This window comes from Paracoccus sp. 228 (assembly GCF_000967825.1).
GTDB classification, from domain to species: Bacteria; Pseudomonadota; Alphaproteobacteria; order Rhodobacterales; family Rhodobacteraceae; genus Paracoccus; species Paracoccus marcusii.
In genome coordinates this window covers 46,211-63,119 of the sequence record NZ_JYGY01000002.1, presented here as the reverse complement: position 1 = coordinate 63,119, position 16,909 = coordinate 46,211, and the positions used below count along the sequence as shown (strand labels likewise).

16 protein-coding genes are annotated in these 16,909 nt (G+C 68.7%); 11 read left to right on the top strand and 5 right to left on the bottom strand.

All coding sequences use genetic code 11. The annotated features are described in order from the left end of the window. Nucleotides 1–184 precede the first annotated feature (184 nt). Entirely contained in the window at nucleotides 185–2,593 is a 2,409-nt protein-coding gene (locus tag SY26_RS05735; RefSeq protein ID WP_052715149.1) for an AI-2E family transporter, read from the top strand. On the opposite strand, the gene SY26_RS05730 is transcribed toward SY26_RS05735, so the two are convergent. The 5 genes from SY26_RS05730 to SY26_RS21810 form a co-directional block, all read right to left on the bottom strand. Further along, the gene (locus tag SY26_RS05730; protein ID WP_232303275.1) at nucleotides 2,575–3,711 is read right to left on the bottom strand and encodes a glycosyltransferase; all 1,137 of its coding nucleotides are present in this window, start codon (nucleotides 3,709–3,711) and stop codon (nucleotides 2,575–2,577) included. The genes SY26_RS05735 and SY26_RS05730 overlap by 19 nt on opposite strands. Nucleotides 3,712–3,737: 26 nt before the next feature. Beyond that, nucleotides 3,738–4,706 carry a glycosyltransferase family 2 protein gene (locus SY26_RS05725; protein WP_045999744.1) on the bottom strand — a complete coding sequence of 323 codons (969 nt, stop codon included), beginning with the start codon at nucleotides 4,704–4,706 and terminating at the stop codon, nucleotides 3,738–3,740. Further along, complete coding sequence (locus SY26_RS05720) at nucleotides 4,703–5,863, bottom strand: glycosyltransferase (RefSeq protein WP_045999743.1); 1,161 nt, start codon at nucleotides 5,861–5,863, stop codon at nucleotides 4,703–4,705. Before SY26_RS05720 ends, SY26_RS05725 begins: the two co-directional genes overlap by 4 nt. Continuing rightward, nucleotides 5,856–7,874: an HAD-IIB family hydrolase gene (locus SY26_RS05715; protein WP_045999742.1), complete on the bottom strand. Its 2,019-nt coding sequence runs from the start codon at nucleotides 7,872–7,874 to the stop codon at nucleotides 5,856–5,858. Before SY26_RS05715 ends, SY26_RS05720 begins: the two co-directional genes overlap by 8 nt. Before the next feature lie 79 nt (nucleotides 7,875–7,953). Next, complete coding sequence (locus SY26_RS21810; protein WP_045999741.1) at nucleotides 7,954–8,136, bottom strand: hypothetical protein; 183 nt, start codon at nucleotides 8,134–8,136, stop codon at nucleotides 7,954–7,956. Between the two features lie 58 nt (nucleotides 8,137–8,194). Here SY26_RS21810 and SY26_RS05705 point away from each other — a divergent pair, with 58 nt between their 5' ends. From SY26_RS05705 to SY26_RS05660, 10 genes are all read left to right on the top strand, one after another. Continuing rightward, nucleotides 8,195–8,440, top strand: coding sequence for a DUF2282 domain-containing protein (locus tag SY26_RS05705; protein ID WP_369799420.1), 246 nt, complete (start codon nucleotides 8,195–8,197; stop codon nucleotides 8,438–8,440). Nucleotides 8,441–8,496: 56 nt separating this feature from the next. Continuing rightward, a complete protein-coding gene (locus SY26_RS05700) occupies nucleotides 8,497–9,342 on the top strand; it encodes a DUF692 domain-containing protein (RefSeq protein WP_045999740.1) in 846 nt (281 codons plus the stop codon). Further along, nucleotides 9,332–10,078 carry a DNA-binding domain-containing protein gene (locus SY26_RS05695; RefSeq protein WP_046000261.1) on the top strand — a complete coding sequence of 249 codons (747 nt, stop codon included), beginning with the start codon at nucleotides 9,332–9,334 and terminating at the stop codon, nucleotides 10,076–10,078. Before SY26_RS05700 ends, SY26_RS05695 begins: the two co-directional genes overlap by 11 nt. Further along, nucleotides 10,075–10,479 carry a DoxX family protein gene (locus SY26_RS05690; RefSeq protein WP_045999739.1) on the top strand — a complete coding sequence of 135 codons (405 nt, stop codon included), beginning with the start codon at nucleotides 10,075–10,077 and terminating at the stop codon, nucleotides 10,477–10,479. Before SY26_RS05695 ends, SY26_RS05690 begins: the two co-directional genes overlap by 4 nt. A 77-nt stretch (nucleotides 10,480–10,556) precedes the next feature. Then, nucleotides 10,557–11,102 carry a sigma-70 family RNA polymerase sigma factor gene (locus SY26_RS05685; RefSeq protein WP_045999738.1) on the top strand — a complete coding sequence of 182 codons (546 nt, stop codon included), beginning with the start codon at nucleotides 10,557–10,559 and terminating at the stop codon, nucleotides 11,100–11,102. After that, entirely contained in the window at nucleotides 11,099–11,743 is a 645-nt protein-coding gene (locus SY26_RS05680; RefSeq protein WP_045999737.1) for an NrsF family protein, read from the top strand. The genes SY26_RS05685 and SY26_RS05680 overlap by 4 nt, the downstream gene beginning before the upstream one ends. Before the next feature lie 1,060 nt (nucleotides 11,744–12,803). After that, nucleotides 12,804–13,505: a FadR/GntR family transcriptional regulator gene (locus tag SY26_RS05675; protein WP_198143093.1), complete on the top strand. Its 702-nt coding sequence runs from the start codon at nucleotides 12,804–12,806 to the stop codon at nucleotides 13,503–13,505. A 22-nt stretch (nucleotides 13,506–13,527) separates the two neighbouring features. After that, nucleotides 13,528–15,036 carry an ABC transporter substrate-binding protein gene (locus SY26_RS05670; protein WP_045999736.1) on the top strand — a complete coding sequence of 503 codons (1,509 nt, stop codon included), beginning with the start codon at nucleotides 13,528–13,530 and terminating at the stop codon, nucleotides 15,034–15,036. 54 nt (nucleotides 15,037–15,090) lie between these two features. Then, the gene (locus tag SY26_RS05665; protein ID WP_045999735.1) at nucleotides 15,091–16,038 is read left to right on the top strand and encodes an ABC transporter permease; all 948 of its coding nucleotides are present in this window, start codon (nucleotides 15,091–15,093) and stop codon (nucleotides 16,036–16,038) included. Then, complete coding sequence (locus tag SY26_RS05660) at nucleotides 16,035–16,895, top strand: ABC transporter permease (RefSeq protein ID WP_045999734.1); 861 nt, start codon at nucleotides 16,035–16,037, stop codon at nucleotides 16,893–16,895. The genes SY26_RS05665 and SY26_RS05660 overlap by 4 nt, the downstream gene beginning before the upstream one ends. Nucleotides 16,896–16,909 lie beyond the last annotated feature (14 nt).

Below are 16,909 nucleotides of genomic sequence, written 5' to 3'. Positions count from 1 at the left end.
GGACCGGCCCACCCTTGGGCCGGTCGGCAGCGCAACGGCGCGTGACGCACCCGGTTCCGGTATCATATGATGCGTGCGGCAGGACGGATGGCCGTCGGCGGGCATCCGCCCGCAGCGACGGAACCGGGGCCTTCGTGCCGTGTTGACCAGCGCCCCCGTGCAGGGGGCATGTCGGGGGACCATCATGACACTGAACACTTCGGGGCCGCGTCAGGCCCCGCACGACCTGCTGGGGCCGGATGCCGATGCCGCGGTCGCCGCCCCCGAGGGTCGGGTCGACATCGTGCGCATGGCTGCGTGGCTGGTCGTGGGCACGGTCATCATCGGCCTGCTGTATTACGGACAGGAGGTGCTGATCCCGTTGGCGATCGCCTTCCTGATCAGCTTTGCCCTGGGGCCGCTGGTCAAGGTTCTGGTCCGTCGCGGCATTCCGCAGGTGGCGGCGGTGTCGGTGGTCATGCTGACGGTCATCGCGATGCTGCTGGGATTGGGCCTGCTGATCACGTCGCAGGTCAGTGTGCTCAGCGCCGAACTGCCCGCCTATCAGTCCACGATCCGCGCCAAGATCCAGGGGCTGGGCCAGCAGATGGAGGGGCCGGGCCTGTTCGACGGCGTGTTCCAGACCATCGCCACCGTTCAGGAACAGCTGGCCACCGCCTTGCAGGATGCCCCCGGCGCCGTGGCCGACCCGCTGGCCGTGACGGTCGTGGGCGACGGTCCGTCCCCCTTTGCCACCGCCAGCGCCTGGCTGGCCCCCGCCCTGGCGCCGCTGGCGACCCTGGGCATCGTGGTCGTCTTCGTGTTCCTTGTCCTTCTGGACCGGGGCGATCTGCGCGACCGTCTGATCCGCCTGCTGGGCGGCAACCTGCACCGCTCGACCGACGCGCTGGAGGAGGCGGGCAAGCGGATCTCCAAGTACCTGCTGATGCAACTGGTGGTGAATGTCACCTATGGCATTCCGATGGCGCTTGGCCTGTGGGCCATCGGGGTCCCGGGCTGGATCCTGTGGGGCACGCTGGCTGCGATCATGCGGTTCATTCCCTATGTCGGGCCGATGCTGTCGGCGATCTTTCCGCTGGCCCTGGCCTTCGCCGTCGATCCCGGATGGCAGATGGTGCTCATGGCGCTGGCGCTGATCGTGTTCCTGGAACTGGTCAGCAACAACATCGTCGAGCCGATGCTGTACGGCACCTCGACCGGCCTGTCGGCGCTGTCGCTGATCGCGGCCGCGACCTTCTGGACGGCGCTGTGGGGGCCGCTTGGCCTGATCCTGTCGACGCCCCTGACGGTCTGCCTGCTGGTCGTGGGCCGCAACCTGCCACAGCTGGCCTTCTTCGACACGCTGCTGGGATCGACCCCGGCGCTGGACCTGCCCACGCGCATCTATCAGCGCCTGATCGCCAACGATCCCGACGAGGCCTACGAGATCGCGTCCGACGCCATCCGCACGACCGGGATCGCCGCGTTCTACAACACGACGGGGATGGAGGTCCTGCGCCAGGCCAGCGATGATTACCACGCCAATGCACGGGTCGAGCATCGGCTGCGCGTGGTCGACGGCATGGACCAGCTGCTGGAAGACCTGCGCGAGGATCACCCGGCCACCCCCGCCGGCACCCCGCGCGTCGCCTGCATCGGCGGCAAGTGGCAGGTCGATGCCATTTCGGCCGAGATGCTGGTCCACGCCCTGGCGCTGGCCGACATTCCCGCGATCCAGCGCGCGACCGGCACGGTCACCGCGCGTTATGTCGACGGGTTGGACCTGGAGGGGATCGACACCGTCTGCATCGGCTATTTCAGCCGCGATCCGGACGCGGCCGTGCGCGGTTTCGTCCGGCGTCTGCGCCGTCGCTGGCCCGACCTTCGGATCGTCCTGGCCCTGTGGAACGCCCCCGAGGATCAGGCGGGCCCCGACCGGGCCGAGGCGCTTGGCGTCGATAAGATCGTGCTGTCCATGGACGAGGCCGTCCAGTGGCTGACCCCGGCCCACGCAGACCGCGCCGCGATGCAGGCCCCCCCGCCCCCCGCGGACGAGGCCGCGCGCCTGGACGCCCTTGCCCAGACCGCGGTCCTGGACGGCCGCGCGCGCGAGGATCTGGACGATCTGGCGAAACGTGCGGCGGATGTGTTCGATGTCAGCCTGGCCTTCATCTCCGCGATCGATGCCGATGCGGAATACATCGTCGGGCAAAGCGCGGACCTGCCCGGCCGCCGCACGGAGACCGAGCCGCGCATGAACTGGATGCCGCGGGCCGAGGCGATGTGCAATCATGTCATCGCCGCCGACGACACGCTGGTCGTGCCTGACACCGACCGCGACGTGCGGTTTTCGGACAACCCGGCGGTGCGCCAGTGGCAGGGACGGTTCTATGTCGGAACGCCGCTGCGCACGGCTGACGGCCATGTGCTGGGCGCCCTGTGCCTGATGGACCGCGAACCGCGCCAGATCGAGGATGCGGAACTGGACCTGCTGGACAAGATCGCCGCCGATGTCGTGGCGGTGATGACTGATCAGGATGCCGTTCCGACCGAGCCGCGGCGCGAGGAACCGCCCGCGCCCCGCGGCGTCCTGGGTCAGCGCATCCCGGACTGAAGCGCCGGTTCGACCCCGCGCGCCGCCAGCGACGGCGGCAGTTCGATAGGCAGAAAATCGACCGGTGGCGCGGGATCGTGCCGCCGGTCGATCGCCTCGACATACAGCGCCTGCAGCGTGTCGATCATGCGGTCCAACCCAAATTGGCCGGCCACATGGCGGCGCGGCACGTCGCGGGGGATCTCCATCGCCTTGGTCAGCGCGCGGTCCAGCCCGGCTCCATCGGGGGCGGCGAACCGCCCGGCCGGGCCCAGCACCTCATGGACCGCGCCCATCGCGACGGCGGCCACGGGCGTTCCGCAGGCCATTGCCTCGATCGCGGTCAGGCCGAAGGGCTCGTCCCATTGCGGCGTGAACAGCAGGGCCGATGCACGACCGTATTCCGCGGCCAGATCCGGTCCCGCCAGGTGCCCGCCAAAGCGGATGTCCCCCGACAGTTGCGGCCGGACCTGCGCGTCGAAGTAATCGCCATCCTCGATGCTGCCAAAGATCGTCAGGGCGACGCCAGCGCAACGCGCGGCGGCGATCGCCAAATGGGGTGCCTTGTTCTGCGTGATGCGTCCCGCCCAGACCGCCTGCCCGTTACCCCGCGGCGAATAGGGCCATTGCGCCAGATCGATGCCGTTCGGCACCACCCGCGCCGATGCGGGCGGGCCTTCGGGGAAATAGGCCGCCAGATGCCTGCGCGAACATCCTGTCGTCACATGCCACGGGGCCACGCTGTCGCGCACGGCCCGGCACAGCGCGTCAAAGGGCGGCACGTGCAGCGAACTGACCATCGGCACGCGCACCGCCCGCGCAAAGCGCGGCGGAAACCGATGAAGCGTGTTATTGTGGATGACGTCGAAATCCATGTCCGCCAGCGTCGCCAGACTGGCTGCATGGTGACTGTCCAGATGGGCGTTCAGCGGTTCGGTGCCGTGATATTGGTGCCACGGATAATCACGGTCGTAATGCTGCGCCATCAGGGGCAGCAGCGGCACGTCCACCCGGCTATCGCCCGCCGCGACCAGGGTCACGTCATGCCCCCGCGCCCGCAGGGCGTGGACAAGGTGGTGGGCATGACCCTCCATCCCGCCCATGAACGGGGCCGCGATGGGGTGACGGCAATGTGCCATCACCGCGATCCGCAACGGGCGGCCGGTCATTCGGCGGCGGGCATCAACAGGGCGCTTTGTTCGCGGGCGACCCGTTCGGTCGTCATGCGGTCGTCTTCGGCCAGCCGGTGCAGGTGGTCGATGACACGGCGGGAATTGGCATAAGGCATGTGCCCCTGCTGTTCGCACAGGGCGAATTCCGTCGGGCCGGGTTCGCGCAGCAGCTGCAACCCCTCGGGCGCGTTGCGGATCAGGCCCATCAGCTGGAACGCATACAGCCAATGTTCCATCGTGCGGTGACCCCATTTGCGGGCAAAGATCTCGGTGTTGCGCAGGACAGAGTGCAGGTGATGCACCGGGGGCATGCAATGCGGATGGTACTGATGATAGACGCGGCCCCCCGCGATCCACCAGATCGGGGCGCCGCCGTCCGACCAGGCGCGGCCAAAATCAGTATCCTCGCCGCCATATCCAGTAAAGCTCTCGTCGAACCGCGGGCCGTCCAGCCAATCCTGGCGCCACATCGCAAAGTTCAGCGACCAGAAGCATCGGTAGTCGGCACAGGCCACCACCCCGGAGGCAGGGGGGCCCTGGCGGTCGGAATGCTTGACGGCGATGTCTGCGAAGCGGTCGAAATCCAGCCCCCCGTCGGTGGCGCCCTGGGGCAGGTACATCACCTCGCCCATGAACAGGCCGCGACGGTCCGCCATGCGGTCCAGATAGCCGCTGATGAAATCGGGCGCCGGGATGCAGTCGACATCGACAAAGACCAGCATGTCGCCCGTCGCCGCATCGGCCACCGCATTGCGCGCCGCCGACAGCGGCAGTTCGGGTGCCGTCACGCGGATCTGGCGGATGGGAAAGTCGGTCCGGGGCAGGTCGGTATAGTCGGCGTCCTGCATCACGCCGATGATCAGTTCCGACGGTTTGTGATGCTGGGCCTGAAAGCCTGCGACGACATTGCGCAAATGGGCCTCGCGGCCCGCAGCGATGGTCAGGGCGGAAACGTGGATCATGCAGGGGCTCCTTCGGGGATAGGTGTCGGGGGGGCGGCGGACCACAGGTCGCGCGCCAGGGTTTCCAGCCATCGGGCCGTGTCGGCCGCGGGATCGGCGGTGACCAGGCGCGCCTGTGCCGCGGGGTCGTGACCCTCCATCGCCCGCGTGACCGCCGCGCGCCAGGCGTGTGCGCTGGACGGCAGATGCGGCAGGTGCAGCGCGACGCCCGCGCGGGCCAGGGCCTCGGCCTTCAGGCGCTGTTCGTCGAAATAGCGCCATTCCGGCACCACGATCCACGGCCGCCCGGCAGCCAGAACCTGCGCGCAGGTTGTATTGCCCGTCGAGGAGATCACCAGATCGGCCGCGGCCACGTGGGTCGCCGGGTCGTCGACCCAGCCCCGGTGGGTCAGGTTGCCGCCCTGCGTCGCGTGCCAGTCGGGCTGGGTCGCGCCGATGGTTATCCAGTGCCAGTCGGGAAAGGCCCGCGCGGCCACACCCATCGGCGCCTGCGCGAAACCGGTGCCGCCCGCACCCGACACCAACAGCGCCACGGGGCGATCAGGGTCCAGCCCCAGGGCCCGCCGCGCCGCCGCCCGATCCGGAGGCGTGATCGCGGGAATGCCCAAGCCTGGGGCATAATGGATGCGGTCCGAAAAGGGCTGCCAATCCGGCTGTGCCAAGGCGGCAGAGAACGGCGCCAGAAGGCCCACGGCCCCTGCATAGGCGGCTTGGTGTCCCTGATCGCCGCGGTCGCCATGCTGCAGGATCTTCACATGGGGGACCGAACAGATGCGCGACAGCTGTGCGATCTCGGCGCTGACATCGCAGATCATCAGCGCGGGATCATCGCTGGCGAACCAGCCCGCGATCCGGCCCATCGCCTGACGGATGCCCGGCCAGCCCAGAGGCGCGCAGTGCAGCGTGTCGGGCGTGGGCACGTGGTCCATGTCGCATTCGCCGCCCGTCCGTTCGAACAGCGACGGGATGGTGACGATGCGCGCCCGTGCCGTCAGCGGCGGAAAGATGTCGTCCCGGGCGCAGAAGATCGTGACCGGCCGATCAGTGGGAAGCGCATTGACGATGGCCGCGCAGCGTTCCGCGTGGCCCCGCCCCTGGTGGTGGACGAAATAGCCGAAGGGCCGCTTTGCCATGTCGTCGGGGACCAGGTCACGCATGCTGCGCCTGCCGTGCCAGCCCAAGCTGCGCCAGACCGTCGATGACCCCCGCGGCATGGTGATAGCGGCTTTGATAGATGCCTCGGCCGCGCAGATGGGCCAGTTCGGCATAGGCGTTCGACGGCAGGATCGACGCCCCGCTGGCCGCCAGCATGTCGGCATCGTTGCCGCTGTCGCCCGCGGCGATGCAGTGGCGCAGGTCAAGACCGCGGCGTGTGGCCTCGAACCGCAGGGCGGCGGCCTTGCCTGCCGCCTGCGGCAGCACGTCGATGAACTCTCCGTGCGAGGCGATGACGCGCGCCGCCAACCCGGCGCGCGCCAGATCGCGTTCGATTCCCGCGGCCTGCGCGGCGGTACCCAGCAGCGACAGTTTCCACCGCCGCTGCTCATAGCCTGCCTGCCAGACGGGGGTGCGGGCCTGCAGCACAGCTTGCACCGCATCGCGGTCCCAGTCCGCGTCCAGCAACGCGGCATAGTCGGCGCAGGGGTGCAGCCGGTCGCCCGCGCCCCACCGCCAGATCTCTGACCCGACAGAGGTGATGAACAGGTCGGGCCGCGGCAGGGCCCAATCGGCCAGCACCCGACGCGCCTGCGACACAGACCGCCCGGTGGCGACGGCGAACAGCAACCCATCGTCGCGCTGCGCGTGCCAATCGACGAACCGTGCGGCGGCCACAGGGCAGCCGGTCAGCGTGCCGTCGATGTCACTGGCCAGAATGCGGCGCACTGCGCGACGCGGCAGGGGGGCGGCGCGCTGCAGGTTCCCGCAGATCGCCACCGACCGTCGTGCCCAGTCCCGCCAGTCAAAGGCCTCCAGCGCGCGGGCCTGCGCCCGGATCGCGCCCTGCGGGTCGTCCATCATGCGCAGGCAAGCCGCGGCGACCTGCGCCGCGTCGCCGGGATCGACCAGCGCGCCGTGGCCCAGCTGTGCCACGATGTCCACGGGGCCGCCGTTCCGGGTCGCAACCACGGGAACGCCGGCCTGCGCCGCCTCGACCAGGGTCAACCCGAAGGGTTCGTGCAGCGCCGGGTTCACGAAGACGCCCCCCTGCGCTGCCCGCGCGTACAGCGCCCGCAGCTGACCCGCATCATGGCGCGGCGGCAGGGCGACCCTGCCCCACAGGCCATGGCGGTCGATCCGGTCGAACAGTCCGCGCAGCACCTGCGCCTGTTCGGCGGGCCCGCCATCTATGCCGTCGCGCAGCCCGGCCAGGATCACCAGGTTGGCGCGGTCCTGCAGCTCGGGCGACGCGGCATAGGCATCGACCAGCCCGGCCAGGTTCTTCTTGGCCACGGGACGGGCCACCGCCAGAACGATGGGACGATCCGGCCTGCGCAGGAACGGCGCCAGCAGCGCATCGGCCGCCGCGGTGCCCGCATCGGGCAGCAGCGTCACGCCGGGGGACACGCAATGGCTGCGCCCCTCGGCCGCCTTGCCATAGGGGCGCAGCTGGCGCTCGGCCTCGTCGCGCGAGGACACGATGATCGCGGCGGCGCCTTCGACGGCCGACCGCTCGGCCGCGATCCGGTCGCGCAGATCGGGACGGCGGGCGGCGGCAGGGTCCTTTTGCAGGGCCAGCGAATGGGGGGTATAGATCCAGGGAATGCCGAACCGCTTCTGCGCCGTCCGGGCCAGGCGCGCGGCGTCGGCGAAATGCGCGTGGATCACGTCGGGCTTTCGCGTCATCCCTGCCAGCATCGCGCAGAACGCCTCGGCCAGGGCGGGCAGTTCCGCCTCCAGGGCCTCCTTGGCCAGATAGGCGCGATTGGCGGTCGACAGGCGCAGGATTCGGCAGCCGGGCGCGACCTCCTCCACCGCCTGCGCGTGGATGGGATCCATGCCGTCGAACGCACGGGTGACGATGTCGACCGACGCCACCTGCGGCAGCGCCGCCTGTGCCATGGCAGCACCCAGGACATAGGCGATGTGGCCGCCGGTATCCTCGGTCACGCCATAGCGCACGGGGGCAGCCTTCAGGCAGCCGCCCAAGGCAAGGTGAAGAATGTGCATGATTGCGCCTTTCGGCAAACTGACTGCAGACCGTGCAATGCGGCCATTGCACAGCGAACAACGCCACGCCGCCGCGGGTTCACCGGAAAGCGACCAAGTAAAGAAAGATGAACTCTCCCCTTCCCGGCGGTGCCTTGCCGATGGGCAGTACGTCGGTGCGAAAAAAAGCACAGTGGCGCTGTAACGCGCGCCCCACCCGCCGCGATCTGATCTGCATGAAGGCGGGCTGACGCGCCTTCGACATCAGAACGGAGATGATCATGACCGCATTCACGACCCGCCTTTCGCTTGGCGCCTCGCTGGCCTGTGCGCTTGGTGCGATGGCCGCCACCCCCGTCATGGCGCAGGAGATGGAGAAATGCTTCGGCGTCGCCCTGGCCGGGCAGAACGACTGCGCCGCGGGGCCGGGCACGACCTGCGCCGGCACCTCGACCGTCGACTATCAGGGGAACGCCTGGACGCTGGTCCCCGCCGGCACCTGCACCACGATGGAGCTGCCCGCGCAGGCCGACGGCACCGCCCGCATGGGCATGCTGGAGGAACAGATGCGCGACCTGCCCGCCTGATCCGACACGGACCGCGCGGGGATCGTCCCGCGCGGCCATTCCCAAAGGGTGATGCCATGTCCCGCCTTCCCGCCACCCCCGGCGTCGGTTTCAAGCCCCAGCATTTCGCGGCGATCCGCCAGGACGCCCGCCCCGTCGGCTTCTTCGAGGTCCATGCCGAGAATTATCTGGGCGCGGGCGGCCTGCCCCACACGCAGCTGACCGCGCTGCGTGCCGATTTCCCGCTGTCGCTGCACGGTGTGGGCCTGTCGATCGGCAGCCCGCATGGGCTGGACCGGGATCACTTGGCGCGGCTGCGCGCGCTGTGCGACCGGTATCAGCCGGACAGCTTTTCCGAACACCTGGCATGGTCCAGCCACGGGGCCGAATACCTGAACGACCTGCTGCCCCTGCCCTACACGCCCCAGACCCTGGCGCTGATCATCGATCATGTCGACCAGGTCCAGACCGCGCTGGCGCGTCCCATCCTGCTGGAGAACCCCGCCACCTACCTGCTGTTCCAGCAGTCCGAGATCCCCGAAACCCAGTTCCTGCAGGCCATCGCCCAAGCCACCGGCTGCGGGCTGCTGCTGGACGTCAACAACCTCTATGTCTCGGCGGTGAACCATCGGCGCGATCCATGGGCATGGCTGGACGCGTTTCCACTGGACCTGGTGCAGGAGATCCACCTGGGCGGCCACGCGACCGAGGACCTGCCCTCGGGCCCGCTGCTGATCGACGATCACGGCAGTGCCGTCGCCGACCCGGTCTGGGCGCTCTATGCAGAGGCGATCGCGCGCCATGGCCCGCTGCCGACGCTGGTCGAATGGGACAACGACCTGCCCGACTGGCCCATCCTCGCGGCCGAGGCCGCGCGGGCCGACGCCATCCTGCGCCATGCGGGGCTGGCCCATGCCGTCTGAGCACGCCCATTTCATCACGGCCTTCGACGCCGCGCTGCGCGGAGGGCCGATGCCCCCCGGCGTGACCGGCCCCGAGGCAGAGCGCCGTTTCGCCGTCTATCGCAACAATGTGGCGGTGGGCCTGTCCGCCGCGCTGGCACAGCGTTTTCCCGTCATCCGCCGGCTGGTCGGGGCCGACTATTTCGCCGCGCTGGCCGCAAGCTTCGTCGCGACCGACCGCCCCCGGTCGCCGGTGATGGCCGAATGGGGCGCGGGGTTCGCGGCCTTTCTGGCCGGTTTCCCGCCGCTGGCCGCCTGGCCCTGGATGGCCGACGTCGCGCGGATCGAACATGCCCGTGGGCTGGCCTTTCACGCAGCCGACGCCGTCCCGGTCCGCCCAGACCGCCTGACCCGCGCAGACCCGGCCTTGCTGAGGCTGGACCTGCACCCGGCGGTCATCGTGCTGCCGCTGCACCATGCGGGCGTCGCGGTCTGGGCGATGAACCAGCCCGGCGCCACCCCCGGCCCTGTCCCCGCGGGACCCCAGATCGCGCTGATCCTGCGCGATCCGTCCTGGGGCGTTCCGGTCACCGCGATCAGCGCAGCCGACGCCGCGATGATCGCGGCCCTGCCTGCGGGAACGCTGACAGAGGCCGCCCGGGCCGCCCGGGCGGTGCAGGCCGACCACGACCCTCAACCGCTGCTGCTGCACCTGATGCGGTCCGGCAGCCTGACCGACCAGGAGACAGCGCCATGACCCCCATCCTGACCAACCTTGCCGGGCTGGCCCTGCGCGTGTTTCCGGCGGCGGTCTTCTGGCAGTCGGGCCGCACCAAGGTCGACGGCCTGTCCATCAAGGACAGCACCTGGTTCCTGTTCGAACACGAATACGCCCTGCCCGTGATCCCGTCGGACTGGGCAGCGGTGGCCGCGTCCCTGGCCGAACACCTGCTGCCGGTGCTGCTGATCCTGGGGCTGATGACGCGGCTGTCGGCGCTGGCGCTTCTGGCGATGACGGCGACGATCCAGATCTTCGTCTATCCCTCGGCGTGGATGACGCATGGGCTGTGGGCCGCCGCCTTCCTGGCGCTGATCGCGCATGGGCCGGGGCGGTGGTCGCTGGACCACGTCCTGCAGACCCGCCGGGTGCCGGCGTGATCGCCGTTCCCGCCATCGTGCCTTGCGGGGTGGGCATCCCTGCGGCTAGCCTGAGGACAGGCGCGCGGAGGCGGGGCATGCAGCAGGACGGCACCGAATGGGCGGCACTTCTGGCGGCGGCGCAGGCCGGCGACAGCCGCGCCATGGCCCGGTTCCTGACCCAGGTCACGCCGCTGATCCGCGCCGTGGTGCGAGCCCGCGGGCGCAGCCTGCCCCGCGACCTGCACGAGGATGTCGTCCAGGAGGTGCTGCTGGCCATTCACCTGAAACGCGACAGCTGGCAGCCGGACACGCCCCTGCGTCCCTGGCTATACGCGGTCACCCGCTACAAGGTGATCGATGCGTTCCGCAGGCGTGGCAGCCGCGTCCACCTGCCCATCCACGACTTTGCCGAGATCATGGCCGACAGCCGCACCGACGACCCCACCGCCGCCCGCGACCTGGGGGTGCTGCTGGCGCGCATTGACGCGCGGTCCGCGGGCATCGTCCGCGCCATGGGCATCGAGGGGGACAGCGCCGACGACGTCGCTGCCCGCCTTGGCATGACCGACAGCGCGGTCCGGGTCGCCCTGCACCGCGCCATGAAGAAGCTGTCCGCCATCGGACTGGGAACACGCGAATGACACAACCCTCCTCGACCGAGGCGCTGATTGCGCGACTGGCGGCCGAACCCCTGCCCTCGACCCGGTTCTCTCCGGCGCGGATGATCGCCACGATGGCCGGGACGGCACTGCTGGGCCTTGCGCTGCAGATGGCGCTGTCCGGGCCGCGCCCCGATCTGGCCGCATCGCTGGCCGCGCCGGTAACCCTGGCCAAGCCGCTGCTGCCGCTGATGGTGCTGATGCTGGCCTGGCCCATGGCGGTGCGGCTGGCACGGCCCGGCGCGCGTATCGGGCTGTGGCCCCTGGCGGTGCCCGCCGCCTTGGCGCTGGCCCTGGCGATCTGGGCACTGGTCGCGACGCCCGTCGATCGGCTGGCCCATGACTGGCTGGGCCATTCGGCCGATACCTGCGTGCCCGCGGTGCTGGCCCTGTCGGCGGCACCCCTGTTTGCAGGCGTGCGGCTGATGCGTCGCGGCGCCAGCACGCATCCCGTCCTGGCCGGCGCGCTGATCGGACTTGCGGCAGGCGCCGGTGCGGCGACCGGCTATGCCCTGTCCTGTACCGAGGATTCGCCCCTGTTCTATGTCTTCTGGTACGGCGCGGCGATCGTGCTGGCATCCGTGGCCGGGGCCGTGGCGGGTCACAAGCTGCTGCGCTGGTGATCCAGGTTATCCACAATTTCCGGGGACAGTTCCGGGGGTAACCGTAGAAAATCTTGTTATGGCAGGACCTTGACCGCTGCACCTGTTACGCCACCAAGTAGCGGCACAGTGGCACCAACCTACGCCGGTGCCCTGAGGAATCTCCGTTCGCATCCAACGCTACGCGCCGATGCTGCTCACCAATCCCCGCGTTCATGGTGGCAAGTCCGAAGGTGAGAGTGCCGCAGCAGGATGGCCAATAACGGTGGCGCCGCGGGTTTGCATGACCATCGTCTTTGAGGGGGTGAGATCGGTGACACCAAGCATCCGATGGTTGCCTAGTGGACTGCACGGCTTCGCCGCGGGCCGTCGAGATGCATGTTTGAACCGCTTGGCGAACCGAATGCGGCGGCCAGGCACCGTCCCCGGCCTGCTGATGACGTAACACCGCGTTCCTCCATAATTCGCATCGCGCTGCGATTGTCACTCGGCAGGCTGGCGCTTTTCGCACGCCTCCTGCGCGACCTCTGACGCAAATAAATCGCTTGGCCGCCGGAGATCGACGCGACGGGTCGGTCGGACGATGCCAGTAGGGCATATTCATCCACGCGAACGCGCGGGATCGTCCAGCACATGACGTCTGCATGCCGAATATTCAGGGTCAACGTCTTGGTTAACGTGACCGCGCGGGGACAAGTCGTAACGACGCCACGCTCTATCCATGGGGAGAGGCCCATAGCACCTGATTCCCGGACGTCAGACCTTCCAGACAGGCAGGTCGGCGGATTCGCCTTGTCATAAAGTTGCATTTTAACGGAACGCTTAAACTTCGGGCAGTCGACGTCATTGTTGGGGCACGGGCAAACCATTGCACTGTAATGGTTCGCATTTCTGACCCACCGAACAAGGGCGCGAGAACCAGTATCCGCTGCGCAACCGCTGAATCACAGTCGATCACGCGTCATCGCGCTTGCGTGACGGCAGATTTGTGACAGCATGAACCAATAACGGATTGGTTCGCTTCATGGACATGCCTGATCTTCCCTTTGCCGATGACGGTCCCGCTAGGGGTCAGGGAAACATGACCTCTGCCTATGCGCTGGAACAGCTGCGCGCTTGGGTGGACGATCCGGGTCATCCGAACGGCACCCGCCTGCCGACCGAACGGCAGCTGTCCGAGCAGATGGGCATCGGCCGCCGCGCGATCCGCCGCGCGCTGGAGGTGCTGGAGGCCGAGGGCCGCATCACCCGCCGCCAGGGCGCAGGAACCTTCGTCGGTGGTCAGATCGACAGCGCCGCCCCCGCAACCGATTTTTTCGAGATCATGGAGGTGCGCCTGCGCCTGGAGCCGCAGCTGGCGGCCCTTGCCGCCCTGCGCGCCAAGCCGGTCCAGATCGCCCGCATGCACGAATTGTCGGACCGCATCGCGCAATGCGTCGACGCCGACGAGGGAGAGCTGTGGGACGGCACCCTGCACCGCCAGATCGCCGAGGCCGCCGGCAACGCGCTGTTCCTCTCGCTGTTCGACGTGGTCAACCGAATCCGCCAGGACCCCGCTTGGCAGGCGGTGCGCGAACGCGCGCGGGGTGGCCTGGCCGGTCACGCGCTGCCCGTGGCCCAGCACCGCGCCATCGTCGACGCCATCGCCGCCCGCGACCCGCAGGCGGCCGCCGAACAGATGCGCCTGCATCTGTTGATGCTTCAGGAAAAGCTGATCCGCCTTGGATCGGCCGACCTGCCCGCAACCGATACCGGAAGGCCGGACCAACCGGCCCATGCTTGATCCCCTTCAGGAAGGACATCCCATGACCCGCCATCTGCTGACCGCCACCGCGCTTGCCGCGCTGCTGACCGCCCTGCCCGCCGCCGCACAGGAGATGCGCATCGGCCTGGGCGACGACGCGGACATCCTGGACCCCGACCAGTCGCGCACCTTCGTCGGCCGCATCGTCTATGCGGGCCTGTGCGACAAGCTGGTCGACTTGGACGCCGACGCGCAGATCATCCCGATGCTGGCGACGGACTGGACCTATTCCGACGACGGGCTGCAGCTGGTCATGAACCTGCGCGACGACGTGGTGTTCCACGACGGCACCGCCTTCGATGCCGATGCGGTGGTGGCCAACATCACCCGGTCGATGACCCTGCCGGAATCGCGGCGCAAGTCCGAGCTGTCCTCGGTCGCCTCGGTCGAGGCGACGGGACCGCTGCAGGTGACCTTCACGCTGACCGCGCCGGACGCGTCGCTGATCGCGCAGCTGTCGGACCGGGCGGGGATGATGATCTCTCCGACCGCGGCCGAGGCGGCAGGCGCCGATTTCGGCCAGAACCCGGTCTGTTCGGGTCCGTTCAAGTTCGTCGAACGCATCCAGCAGGACCGCATCGTGCTGGAGAAGTTCGCGGATTACTATGACGCGGACCGCATCAAGATCGAACGCGTCACCTATCGCCCGATTCCCGACACCACCGTGCGCCTGGCCAACCTGCAGTCCGGAGAGCTGGACATGGTCGAACGGATCGCCGCCACCGACGTGGGCACCGTCAACCAGACCGACGGGCTGAGCCTGCAGGAGGTCGTGGGCCTGGGCTACATGGCGATCTATGCCAACATCGGCAACGGCGACCGCGCCCTGACCCCGATGGGAGAGGACGCGCGCGTCCGCCAGGCCTTCTCGCTGGCCATCGACCGCGAGGCGCTGAACCAGGTCGTGTTCGACGGCACGGCGCGCGCGGGCAACCAGCCCTTCCCGCCGACCTCGCAATGGTACAACCAGGATCTGCCCGTTCCCGCCCGCGACGTCGAGGCCGCCAAGGCCCTGCTGGCCGAGGCCGGACAGGAGCGCGTCGCGGTCGAGATCCAGCATGCCAACAACCCCGTCGTCACCCAGATGATGCAGGTCGTCCAGGCGATGGTGGCCGAGGCGGGCTTTGACGTCACCCTGCGCGCGACCGAATTCGCGACGCTGCTGTCGGAACAGACGGCGGGCAACTTCCAGCTGTCGCGGTCGGACTGGTCGGGGCGTCCCGACCCGGACGGCAACCTGCACCAGTTCGTCACCTGCGAGGGCGGGATCAACGACCCAAAATACTGCAACCCCGAGGTCGATCGCCTGCTGAACGAGGCGCGCGCCGTCACCGACCCCGCCGCCCGCAAGGCGCTGTACGACGAGGCCGGCGTGATCCTGAACCAGGACCTGCCGGTGATCTATCTGGGCCACCAGACCTACATCTTTGCGCTGGACGACAAGGTCCAAGGCTTCAAGGCGCTGCCCGACGGGATGATCCGCCTGCAGGACGTCACCCTGGCCGAGTGACCATGACCGGGGGCGCGCCCGCCGCGCCCCCGCACCGATGGTGAAAGGACCCCCATGCTGATCTATATCGCCAAGCGGCTGATGGTCGCCCTGCCGACGCTGCTGATCGTGTCGATGCTGGTCTTCGGGCTGCAGATGCTGCTGCCCGGCGATCCCGTCCTGGCCATGGCCGGAGAGGAGCGCGACCCCGAGACCCTGGCCCGCATCCGCGAACAGCTGCACCTGGACGACCCCGTGCCGGTCCAGTACCTGCGCTGGCTGGGGGGCGTGGTGACGGGCGATCTGGGCACCTCGCTGCGGACCGGGGAACCCGTGTCGCAGCTGATCGTGCAGAAGCTGCCGGTGACCATCCAGCTGGCGGTCATGTCGATGATCTTCGCGATGCTGATCGGCATTCCCGCAGGCATCATCGCGGCGGTGCGCAAGGGCAGCGTGACCGACTGGCTGGCCAATTTCGTGGCGTTGTCGGGTCTGTCCATCCCGAACTTCTGGCTGGGGATCATGCTGATCCTGCTGGTATCGGTGAACCTGGGCTGGCTGCCGGCATCGGGATATGAATCGATCTTCGTCGATCCGGTCCGCTCGCTGCAGACGATGATCATGCCGGCTTTCGTGCTGGGTACGGGGCTGGCCGCGACGCTGATGCGCCACACCCGGTCATCCATGCTGGGCGTGCTGTCGGCGGACTATATCCGCACGGCGCGGGCCAAGGGCCTGACCGGTCGCCAGGTGGTGCTGAAGCACAGCTTCAGGAACGCGCTTTTGCCGGTCATCACGCTGACCGCGCTGCTGTTCGGCGAATTGCTGGCGGGCGCGGTGCTGACCGAACAGATCTTTACCATTCCCGGTTTCGGCAAGCTGATCGTCGATGCGGTGTTCAACCGCGACTATGCCGTGGTGCAGGGGGTCGTCCTGTGCACCGCCGTCGGTTTCCTGCTGATGAACCTGGTCGCGGACGTGCTGTCCGTGATGCTGAACCCCCGGATGAGGGCCGCCCTATGACCGCCATCGACATGCCTGCCCCCCGCGCCAAAAGCCGCTTCTGGCGCAAGTTCCGGCGCAACCGCGCGGCCCTGGTCGGCGGCATCATCGTGGCCTTCTTCGTCCTTCTGGCCTTGGCCGCGCCGATCCTGCCCATCGCCGACCCGCTGGCCACCAGCTGGACCGCGATCCGGCTGCCGCCCTCGGCCGAATACTGGCTGGGCTCGGACGAGATCGGCCGCGACATCCTGTCCCGGATGATCTGGGGCGCGCAGGCCTCTCTGATGGCGGGGGTGATCTCTGTGGCGATCGCCGTCGTTACCGGCGTGCCCATCGGGCTGATCGCGGGCTATTTCGGCGGCTGGACCGACACGATCATCTCTCGCTTCACCGATGCGCTGTTGGCGATGCCCTTCCTGATCATGGCGATCGCGCTGGCCGCCTTCCTGGGGCCCAGCCTGACCAATGCCATGATCGCCATCGGCCTGTCGGCCATGCCGATCTTCATTCGCCTGACGCGCGCGCAGGTCATGTCCGTCAAGACCGAGGATTATGTCGAGGGCGCCCGCGCCATCGGCCTGGGTCACATGGCGATCATGGGCCGCTACATCCTGCCGAACATCGTGCCGCCGATCATCGTGCAGGCCACGCTGACCATCGCCACCGCCATCATCGCCGAGGCGTCGCTGTCCTTCCTCGGCCTGGGCCAGCAGGCCCCCGCGCCCAGCTGGGGGTCGATGCTGAACGTGGCCAAGAACTTCCTGACGCAGGCGCCCTGGATGGCCTGGTGGCCGGGGGCCGCGATCTTTCTGGTCGTCATCGGCTTCAACCTGATCGGCGACGGGCTGCGCGATGCGCTGGACCCGCGCGAACACTGATTTTCAAGGAGTCG